Origin of the sequence: uncultured Idiomarina sp. (genome assembly GCF_964010655.1) — a bacterium.
GTDB lineage: Bacteria > Pseudomonadota > Gammaproteobacteria > Enterobacterales > Alteromonadaceae > Idiomarina > Idiomarina baltica.
In genome coordinates, this window is record NZ_CAXGLS010000064.1 from 1 (window position 1) to 9,102 (window position 9,102).

10 protein-coding genes are annotated in these 9,102 nt (G+C 48.6%); all 10 read right to left on the reverse strand.

Features of this window, described 5'->3' with window-relative positions:
• Positions 1-202 precede the first annotated feature (202 nt).
• Positions 203-1,279, reverse strand: a complete 1,077-nt coding sequence (rlmM, locus tag ABNS04_RS11645; protein WP_006955281.1) for a 23S rRNA (cytidine(2498)-2'-O)-methyltransferase RlmM — start codon at positions 1,277-1,279, stop codon at positions 203-205.
• Positions 1,276-1,644, reverse strand: coding sequence for a DUF423 domain-containing protein (locus ABNS04_RS11650; RefSeq protein WP_040487832.1), 369 nt, complete (start codon positions 1,642-1,644; stop codon positions 1,276-1,278). Before ABNS04_RS11650 ends, rlmM begins: the two co-directional genes overlap by 4 nt.
• Positions 1,644-2,270 carry an alpha/beta family hydrolase gene (locus ABNS04_RS11655; RefSeq protein WP_272978417.1) on the reverse strand — a complete coding sequence of 209 codons (627 nt, stop codon included), beginning with the start codon at positions 2,268-2,270 and terminating at the stop codon, positions 1,644-1,646. Before ABNS04_RS11655 ends, ABNS04_RS11650 begins: the two co-directional genes overlap by 1 nt.
• On the reverse strand, positions 2,267-3,175 hold the full coding sequence (locus ABNS04_RS11660) for a transcriptional regulator GcvA (protein WP_272978418.1): 909 nt from the start codon (positions 3,173-3,175) through the stop codon (positions 2,267-2,269). The genes ABNS04_RS11655 and ABNS04_RS11660 overlap by 4 nt, the downstream gene beginning before the upstream one ends.
• Before the next feature lies 1 nt (position 3,176).
• A complete protein-coding gene (locus tag ABNS04_RS11665) occupies positions 3,177-3,629 on the reverse strand; it encodes a hypothetical protein (RefSeq protein ID WP_272978419.1) in 453 nt (150 codons plus the stop codon).
• A gap of 89 nt (positions 3,630-3,718) precedes the next feature.
• Complete coding sequence (locus ABNS04_RS11670; protein WP_272978420.1) at positions 3,719-4,483, reverse strand: SDR family oxidoreductase; 765 nt, start codon at positions 4,481-4,483, stop codon at positions 3,719-3,721.
• Between the two features lie 11 nt (positions 4,484-4,494).
• Entirely contained in the window at positions 4,495-5,391 is an 897-nt protein-coding gene (gene mmsB, locus ABNS04_RS11675; protein WP_272978421.1) for a 3-hydroxyisobutyrate dehydrogenase, read from the reverse strand.
• A 29-nt stretch (positions 5,392-5,420) separates the two neighbouring features.
• Entirely contained in the window at positions 5,421-6,557 is a 1,137-nt protein-coding gene (locus ABNS04_RS11680) for an enoyl-CoA hydratase/isomerase family protein (protein ID WP_272978422.1), read from the reverse strand.
• A gap of 9 nt (positions 6,558-6,566) precedes the next feature.
• On the reverse strand, positions 6,567-7,724 hold the full coding sequence (locus ABNS04_RS11685; RefSeq protein ID WP_348671528.1) for an acyl-CoA dehydrogenase family protein: 1,158 nt from the start codon (positions 7,722-7,724) through the stop codon (positions 6,567-6,569).
• Positions 7,725-7,747: 23 nt separating this feature from the next.
• Positions 7,748-9,102, reverse strand: a 1,355-nt coding sequence (locus ABNS04_RS11690; RefSeq protein WP_348671529.1) for a CoA-acylating methylmalonate-semialdehyde dehydrogenase, incomplete at its 5' end; no start/stop codon positions are given.

A 9,102-nucleotide genomic window follows, 5' to 3' on the forward strand; every position in this document is an offset into this window, starting at 1 on the left:
CCAGCGCAAAGTCGCGCAAAATGCGCGACCTACTGCGATGCGTACGACCCGATACACTCATCAGGTGGGTCTTGTGCAAAGTCGCGCAAAATGCGCGACCTACTGAGATGCGTACGACCCAGTACACTCATCAGGTGGGTCTTGTGCATCGTCGCGCAATGTGCGCGACGTACGCGTAAAACATCTATTTTTTCAGCTTGGGTTATAGCCAGCGTAGGTGTACCGTGATTTCTTCTCTGTCATGATACAAATGTTTGGCTTGAATTTCGAAGCTCCGTTCGCCCTGCTCTTGCAGCTGCTCGGTTATTTGTTCCAAATACTGCTTTACAGAGGCGTAGCGTTGACGCATCGGTAGCTTTAAGTTAAATATTGCTTCTTTGCAGTATTCTTCTAACAGCCAGGCTGTCATTAGCTCACCTACCCGCGCAGGCTTTTCGACCATATCGCACACGAGCCAAGTGACATTGCGACGCTTGGGACGATATTTAAAACCGTCTTCACGAATGTGCTCTACCTGACCGGTCTCCATTAGGCTATCCGCCATTGGACCATTATCGACGGCTTGTACCATCATGCCACGACGTACCAGTTGATATGTCCAACCGCCCGGTGCGGCACCGAGGTCGACTGCACGCATACCGGCTTGAATTCGCTGCTCACGTTCCTCTTCTGGCACGAAAACATGAAATGCTTCGTCTAACTTCAACGTAGAGCGACTCGGTCCATTGGATGGCATGCGTAAACGCAAAATCCCTTCTTCATAAGGACTCTGATTGAAGCTGTAGGAATACCCCAATAAAGCGTACGCCTTATTAACAAAAAACACGTGTAAAAACGGACGCTTCGCGAGTGGCTTCTTGCTTAGCAAGTCGACAGCGCGTAAGCCCTGGCGTAACGGTACAGCAAACTTACGACAAAACTTAGCAATAGCGTTCGCTTCATTGCTATCAGGTGTTTCTACACGTAACGCCCCCGCGAGCCCAAACCACTCTTTATGAGGTTCTAACGCTTCTTTAACGACACTGACACGATCCTCAATACCTGCAAGCTGAGCACTTGCTAAAAGAACAAAAAACGTGCGGGTGAAGATGAGTTCTTTTAATGGTAATTTTTTGGCTAAATGATCCGCTTCTTCTGCTTGGCAATGATAAACCACATAGGCTTGATCGGCCTGTGTTTGGCAATACCCATATACACCGAGTGCGGCTGCTTTTTCTTGGATCTCTGCCGCACAATCCCCTTCAAAACCTGCACGACACAGCAATACCAATCCATTCATGCTTTAACTGCTCCAACTAATAAGCAAATCCAACCCAAAATAAATAACAAACCACCGAGCGGTGTTATCGGACCAAACCATTTGATGCTGGTCAGCGCCAGCGCATATAAACTACCTGAAAATAATACCACACCTAACGCCCAGAAGATGCCCGCGGCAGCGACCCATGGTGAGGGGGCAAACCGAAGCCATAATCCCGCCAGCAATAACGCGAGTGTATGATAGAACTGATAGGTCACACCGGTCTGAAATACCGTCAGTAACTGTTCACTCAATCGACTCTTTAACCCATGTGCCGCGAATGCCCCGAGTGCAACCGCTACCGCACCATATAGTGCTGCAATAATTATCAATAACTGACTCATCATTTTAAAAACTCCTCAGTAAGTCGGCTCGCCTGAAGCCATAAGCGCTCACGTAAATGACGTTTAGCGGCAGTCGGTTCAAACCCATGATCACCGCCCTCAAGCCATTGAATCTGCCAATGTGACGGCAATATTAACGCCCTATTGCGAACCTGTTTTGCAAATGGATCGCGCGTCCCCTCGATGATTAATCCGGGACTACGCGCATACCCTAACTCGTCTAAGCGAGAGCGCTCGGGTTTAGACGGTGGATTAAATGGAAACCCCAGCGCGATTTGACCCTGCGCTTCAAATTCATCCGCCAGTCGTAACATGACTCGACTTCCCAGTGACTTGCCTGCCAACCAAAGCGGTTTACCGTCTCGTTGTAACTCAGATAACCACATTCGCATTTGCTCAACTAAACGCTCTATCCTATCAGGCGGACGCTTAACTCCAGTTGCTCGGACTTTTTGCCAGTAGGGAAAATCAGGACGTACAACCTCAAAACCGAGTGCTTGCCACTGGTCGGTAAAAAACTCCATAAAAGGAGTATCTGGGCCACCCCCCGAGCCATGAAAAAAGACGATACGTTGCGTGTTGCTTTCACCCGCGACTTGATAGGTCGTTCCCTGTAGATGCTTCATTCTGATTCTAACTCGAAGGCGCGTTCTTCTTCGTGCACCAGTTGCATGATCCAGTTTCGAAAGGTGGCGATCTTACCGATTTCTGACTGATTGTCACGGCAGACAAGATAAAATGCCTTATTACGTCTCAGCGCCTGAGGAAAAATACGGATCAAGTGCCCGCTATCAATCTCAGGTTTAGCCAAAACGTGATTAGCTAAAGCAATGCCCTGCCCGTGCACTGCCGCCTGCAAAGCGAGGCTTGAGTGACTAAATACAGGCCCACCATCTTTTATCGGTTTACTTTCGCCCACCATTTCAAACCAGTCGTTCCAGGCATTCCGTGTTTCATCATGCAACAGCGTATGCTTTAGCAAATCGGCCGGGGTCTGGACGTTCATGCGTTCAGCCAAAATAGGTGAACACACGGGCCACAAATACTCTTTGTGCAAACGGTAACTCTTTACCCCTGGCCAGCGCCCATCACCATAATAAATGGCGACATCGACGTCGTCGGTGAGTGAGCCGGTAATTTCATCCACGGCTTTGATACGAATATCCATATCCGGGTGCGCCTCGCGGAAACTGCTCAAGCGGGGCACAAACCACAAAATAGCAAAGCTCGGTGGCACTGAGACGGTCAACGCCCCCTTTTCTGACACCAGTCTTAACTTGTCAGTCGCCTGTATTAGTTGCGCAAAAATATCTCTTAACTGTAGATAATACGCCTGGCCTTCTTCGGTCAGTAATAGTGTCCGATTACGCCGAATGAACAACTTAATTTGCAAAAATTCTTCCAGCGCTTTGACTTGATGACTCACCGCGGCTTGGGTTACGAATAGTTCTTCTGCTGCTTTGGTAAAGCTCAAATGGCGTGCTGCAGCTTCGAAAGATTTAAGCGCGTTCAGCGGCGGCAATTTTCGCATGTCATTTATCCCCGCCCATCGCGCCACTGAATTTATTCACCGCATCGATATACTTATCGCGGGGCAGTTCGTGTGCCATTAAGCCCAAAAATTCAGTAAGGTGGGTCAAAATTACGCTGACATTTAACTGCTCGCCATTATCGAACTTCAGCTTAAATGAGTGCCATAGAGGTGAGTAGTCGACCTCAGTAACATCAGCCCAGCGTTGCGTACGAGGTTGAGACCATGCCTGCGTATAACTGAGCTCTGATTGCTTCAAATTAATTTGTTTAAAGAAGATTTCGCCGGATAGCTTAAACGCGAAAACAACGCTCGCGAGGGCAACGATAGATGTAAGTATTTGCGACAATAAATCGTTTGGCCACTCTAAATAGGCTAACGCTAAAATGCACAGTGCGAGCCAAATGGCACAGATCGGAATGGTTTTAAACAGTAATGGATACGTCATTTTCATAGTTAAGCGTCTCTATTAGCACTCGAGCAACGAATACTATAACAGAGACGCTAAGCTATGAGCCACATGGGGTTCGGTTTAGCGTTTAATTATAAACGCACGCCACCGTCAATCTCCACGACGCGACCACTGAAAAAGTCGTTTTCAATGATATAACGCGCACTATGAGCGATTTCAGTCGGCTGACCCCAACGTTTCAGAGGTACCATGGATAAAGCACGTTCTACCGCTTCTGGCTTCATCTGAGCAGTCATCGGTGTTTCGATAAAGCCTGGCGCGATAGCACCACAGCGAATACCATAACGACCGAGTTCACGCGCCCAAGTAACCGTCATTGCCACAACGCCGGCTTTGGTAGCGGCATAGTTAGTTTGACCAATATTGCCCGCACGTGCGACGCTTGAGATATTAATGATGACCCCTTTCTTACCGGCTTTAACCATTTGCGCTGCCGCTTCACGACCACACAAGAAGGTACCCGTTAGGTTAACATCTAACACCGACTGGAATTGTTGCAATGGCATTTTCTGCTTGATTTCGCCATCTTTGAACTTAATCAATAACCCGTCACGCAGAAGACCAGCGTTATTCACTAAGACATCAATACCACCAAACTCTTGTTGAATTTGCTCAAATACCGTCTCGACTGATTCCTCATCGGTGATATCGACTTCATAGCCGATCACTTTTTTAGCACCCAACTTTTCACAGGTTTCTTGTGCATCACCCAATACGTCGCCGTTAATATCAATTAACGCCAATTGAGCGCCTTGCTTAGCAAAATCTTCTGCCATTGCCAAGCCTAAGCCTTGTGCGCCACCTGTGATTACAATTACGCTATCTTTTACTTGCATGAACTGCCTCTTTATTTTTTCGAGATCGGTGTCAAATAGTTAAAAATACTTGAGAAGTCTTGTCGACCATGGCCTTGCTGCGACCACCCATGATAGAGGTTACGGGTTAAAGCGCCCATCGGCGTAGCGGCGCCCGACTTTAACGCGGTTTGCTGTGCAAGACCCAAGTCTTTACTCATCAGATCAACCATAAAGCCACCCTGATAATCGTTACTCGATGGTACACCTTCCATCACGTCAGGGCATGGGTTATAAACTTCTAATGTCCAGTTGCGACCTGAACTTTGCAACATGATTTCGCTCAATACTTTCGGGTCAAGGCCATTGGCCTTGCCTAGTTGCAAGGCCTCAGAAGTCCCTACCATGAGTACTGAGAGCAACATATTATTGCATATTTTGGCGATTTGACCCGCGCCGACATCCCCCGCGCGGAACACATTTTTGCCCATGTCATTGAGTACGGTGCGAGCACGATCCACATTGCTCTCAGTGCCACCGCAGATGAACGTTAAGGTGCCTGCTTTCGCACCTCCTACACCACCTGAAACCGGTGCGTCAATAAAGGCAATACCCGCTTTCTGCAGTTGTTCTCCCACATAGATCGCGGCTTCCGAAGAGATGGTACTGCAATCAATGACCAACTGCTTATCTGTCAATACGTGTACAAGTCCCTCATCACCTAAGTAGACCGACTCGACATGATGGTCGGCCGGTAACATGCTGACGACAAACTCCACACCTTCAATCGCTTCGCGAGGGCTTGCACAGGCTCGGGCACCCGCAGCTTCAACCTGTGCTAGAGCGTCTTTCGATAGATCAAACGCATTTACATTGTGACCTGCTTTAGCCAAGTTCATGGCCATCGGTCCACCCATGTTACCTAATCCGATAAATGCGACATTCGCCATGTTCGACTCCTTCTTGTTGTCGATAGTTATTATTTTTTCATCAACACTTGCTCAAGCGCTGCTAATGGATGTGTACGCTCGCCCCACGGTGGGTCGAAAAACCCGTCGATGGCCTCTTCCGTCACATCGCCTACGCTTGCAAACTGCCACTGCGGTTGTTTGTCTTTGTCGATGAGTAATGCACGAATACCCTCGGCGAAATCACCGCGCACGGCGCAATTGCACGATAATGTAAGCTCGAATCTAAAGCAGTCTGCTAATGACAGATCCGCACCATGATGGGTTTGTTGCCACACTAAGTGAGGCGTGATTGGGCAACCATGACTTAGGTTTTTTTGCGCCTTCTGGAACCACTTATCATCTTGTTGCTCAGCCAAAACTCGTTGTGTCGCTTCAGTCACACTACTTGCAGACATACATTGTTGTAAGGTCTCAAGATGAGGCTCAACCTGAGGAGTCGGTAACGCGGTATCATCTTGTTCGGCGAGACGCTCGAGTGTATCGGTCACTTTTTGATGATTCAATGCGCCCGTATCACCCCACTCAATCGCCTGTAATGCTTCGAGCACCTGAGCTTTATGCTCGTGACCGACGAACTGATCCGCAAGGTTTAGGAAAAGAGCGTCAGACGCATTCATGGTCGCGCCAGTCATCCCTAAGAATGCACCACAACCTTCCGGCATCCGGTTCAAGAAATACGTTGCCCCCACATCGGGGTACAAACCGATGGTTACTTCCGGCATCGCTAGCAATGAGCGTTCCGTTACAATACGGTGACTGGCGCCATTCATTAGGCCCATACCACCGCCCATCACAATACCATCACCCCAGCAGATGATCGGCTTTGGATAGGTCTGAATGGCATAGTCTAATTGATATTCCGTAGTGAAGAAGTTCTCGACTTCTTCAACTAATTGGCCGGGCTGTGCTTGCATCGCTTTGTACATAGCAACGATGTCGCCACCGGCACAAAACGCCTTTTCACCTGCGCCTTGCAACCAAACACAAGCCACCTGAGGATCATCAGCCCAAGCTTGTAATTGGGGCAGCAGTGTTTCTGCCATTGCCAAGCTGAGCGCGTTGAGTGATTTTTCAGAGTTTAGTGTAGCAACGCCGATGACTTTGTCACCGGCGTTAATTGTTTCAAGAATTACGGGAGTTTGCATGCCGACTCCTTACAGAATTTGGCGATCGCTATCAGCTAGAATGCGACGTGCAATGATCAGTCGCATCACTTCGTTGGTTCCCTCAAGAATTTGGTGAACGCGCACATCGCGAACATGGCGCTCAAGCGGATATTCTTTGATATAGCCGTAACCACCATGGATTTGTAGTGCTTCATTACACACTTGGAAACCGATATCCGTAGCAAAGCGTTTAGCCATCGCACAATAGGTGGTCTTATCGGGATCATTGTTATCCACTTTCGAAGCAGCCAATCGAACCATTTGACGTGCTGCAACAAGTTCAGTCGCCATGTCCGCCAGTTTGAACTGGAGCGCTTGGAATGCTGCTAACGGTTTACCAAACTGACTGCGCTCGTGCATGTACGCAGATGCTGTTTCGAGTGCCGCCTGTGCAGTACCGACCGAGCACACTGCGATATTGATACGTCCACCATCAAGACCCATCATGGCAAACTTAAAGCCTTCTCCTTCATCACCCAACAAGTTCTTGGCGGGAATGCGCACATCCTCAAAGGTCACAAGACGGGTGGGTTGGGCGTTCCAACCCATTTTATCTTCTTTTTTGCCATAGCTGATGCCCTTTGCATCGGCTGGTACAACAAAGGCAGAAATACCTTTAGGACCCGCCTCTCCTGTGCGTGCCATGACCACCATCACATCCGTTGAGCCAGCACCTGAAATAAACATTTTCGAGCCATTAAGAACGTACTCATCGCCATCTTTTTTAGCGCTGGTGCGTAAACTTGCGGCATCTGAACCAGAGCCTGGCTCAGTTAAACAGTAAGAGCCGAGCTTTTCACCCGTCACTAATTCTGGCACCCATTCATCGATGACGTCTTGTTGACCGAATGAACCAATCATCCAGGTCACCATATTATGAATGGTCATCATAGCAGTCGTGGCTGTACACCCACCCGCTAATTGTTCAAAAATGAGCGCTGAGTCTAAACGACTCATGCCAAAACCACCCGCCTCTTCTGGGGTATACATTCCCATAAAGCCCATCTCACCGGCTTTACGAAAAACCTCGATAGGAAAATGAGCTTCTTCATCCCAGCGCGCTGCGTTAGGTGCAAGTTCTTTATCCGCAAATGCTTTGGCAGTATCGACAAAGGCTTGTTGGTCTTCAGTTAATTCAAAGTTCATGCTAACTACCTTTAACTTATCAATTACTTCAGGTGAATAGACATATTAGGTCCACTCGCCTCAATATCACTCTCAAACCAACGCGCAGTCACGGTTTTGGTTTCGGTGTAGAAGCGGATCGCTTGCTTACCATAAGCATGCAAGTCACCAAAGAATGAACGTTTCCAACCAGTGAACGAGAAGAACGGCAATGGCACCGGGATAGGAATATTGATACCAACCTGACCGACAGTGACTTCGTGTTGATATTTGCGTGCTGCTGCACCATTCGAAGTGAAGATTGACGTGCCGTTACCATACGGGTTGTTGTTCACCAACGTCAGTGCATCGTCTAGGTCCTCAACTTCCATCATGCTGAGTACGGGGCCAAAGACTTCTTTTTTATAGATGTCCATATCAGCGGTGACTTCAGAGAATACCGTTGGACCAACCCAGTTACCGTCCGGTAAGCCTTCTACCGTGCAACCACGACCATCGACGAGTAGCTTGGCACCTTCATTTTCACCGTCGGTGATCATTTGCTCAATACGCTCTTTAGCTTGCGGACTAATGACAGGCCCATAAGCTGCGTTCTCATCGTTCCAAGCGCCTGGACGGACTTTTGCAATCGCTTCAGCGACTTCGGGGATCCACTCTTTCGCCGCGCCAACAAATACTGCGACTGAAATTGCCATACAACGTTGGCCTGCCGCGCCGACAGAAGCACCGACGAGGTTGTTAATGACTTGCTGCTTATTGGCATCAGGCATGATGACACAGTGGTTTTTAGCGCCCGCGAACGCTTGTACGCGTTTACCGTTCTCGGTGCCACGACGATAAATGTATTCGGCGACAGGTACTGAACCAACAAATGATAGCGCATGGATTTCAGGATGATCTAACACGAAATCAACTTGGTCTTTGCCACCGTGAATCACCTGCAGTACACCTTTAGGCGCGCCCGCTTGCTCAAATAGCTCAACTAAGCGTGTTGGCGTCAATGGATCTTGTTCTGAAGGTTTTAAGATGAACGTGTTGCCGCAGGCAATGGCCATCGGGAACATCCACAATGGGATCATCGCAGGAAAGTTAAACGGCGTGATACCCGCACAAATACCCAACGGCTGAATGTAGCTGTACGAGTCGATAGAGCGTGCTACGTTTTCGACCGTTTCACCCATCATCAACGATGGGATGTTCGCGGCTTGCTCAACCACTTCGATGCCGCGCCATACATCACCTTTAGCATCTTCAAAAGTTTTTCCAGTCTCTTGCGCTAAGATTTCTGCAATTTCTTCTTGGTGTTCTTTAAGCAATGCCTGATAGCGCATCATCACACGAGCGCGCTCAGAAACAGGCACTTCTTTCCACGTTTTAAAGGCTTCTCGTGCACTCGCAA

What these genes read in the sequence shown, in the direction of transcription:
- ABNS04_RS11655 (WP_272978417.1), bottom strand. Translation starts at nt 2,270, where the DNA reads ATGAAGCATCTACAGGGAACGACCTATCAAGTCGCGGGTGAAAGCAAC.
- ABNS04_RS11670 (WP_272978420.1), bottom strand. Translation starts at nt 4,483, where the DNA reads ATGCAAGTAAAAGATAGCGTAATTGTAATCACAGGTGGCGCACAAGGC.
- ABNS04_RS11685 (WP_348671528.1), bottom strand. Translation starts at nt 7,724, where the DNA reads ATGAACTTTGAATTAACTGAAGACCAACAAGCCTTTGTCGATACTGCC.
- rlmM (WP_006955281.1), bottom strand. Translation starts at nt 1,279, where the DNA reads ATGAATGGATTGGTATTGCTGTGTCGTGCAGGTTTTGAAGGGGATTGT.
- ABNS04_RS11680 (WP_272978422.1), bottom strand. Translation starts at nt 6,557, where the DNA reads ATGCAAACTCCCGTAATTCTTGAAACAATTAACGCCGGTGACAAAGTC.
- ABNS04_RS11650 (WP_040487832.1), bottom strand. Translation starts at nt 1,644, where the DNA reads ATGAGTCAGTTATTGATAATTATTGCAGCACTATATGGTGCGGTAGCG.
- ABNS04_RS11665 (WP_272978419.1), bottom strand. Translation starts at nt 3,629, where the DNA reads ATGAAAATGACGTATCCATTACTGTTTAAAACCATTCCGATCTGTGCC.
- mmsB (WP_272978421.1), bottom strand. Translation starts at nt 5,391, where the DNA reads ATGGCGAATGTCGCATTTATCGGATTAGGTAACATGGGTGGACCGATG.
- ABNS04_RS11660 (WP_272978418.1), bottom strand. Translation starts at nt 3,175, where the DNA reads ATGCGAAAATTGCCGCCGCTGAACGCGCTTAAATCTTTCGAAGCTGCA.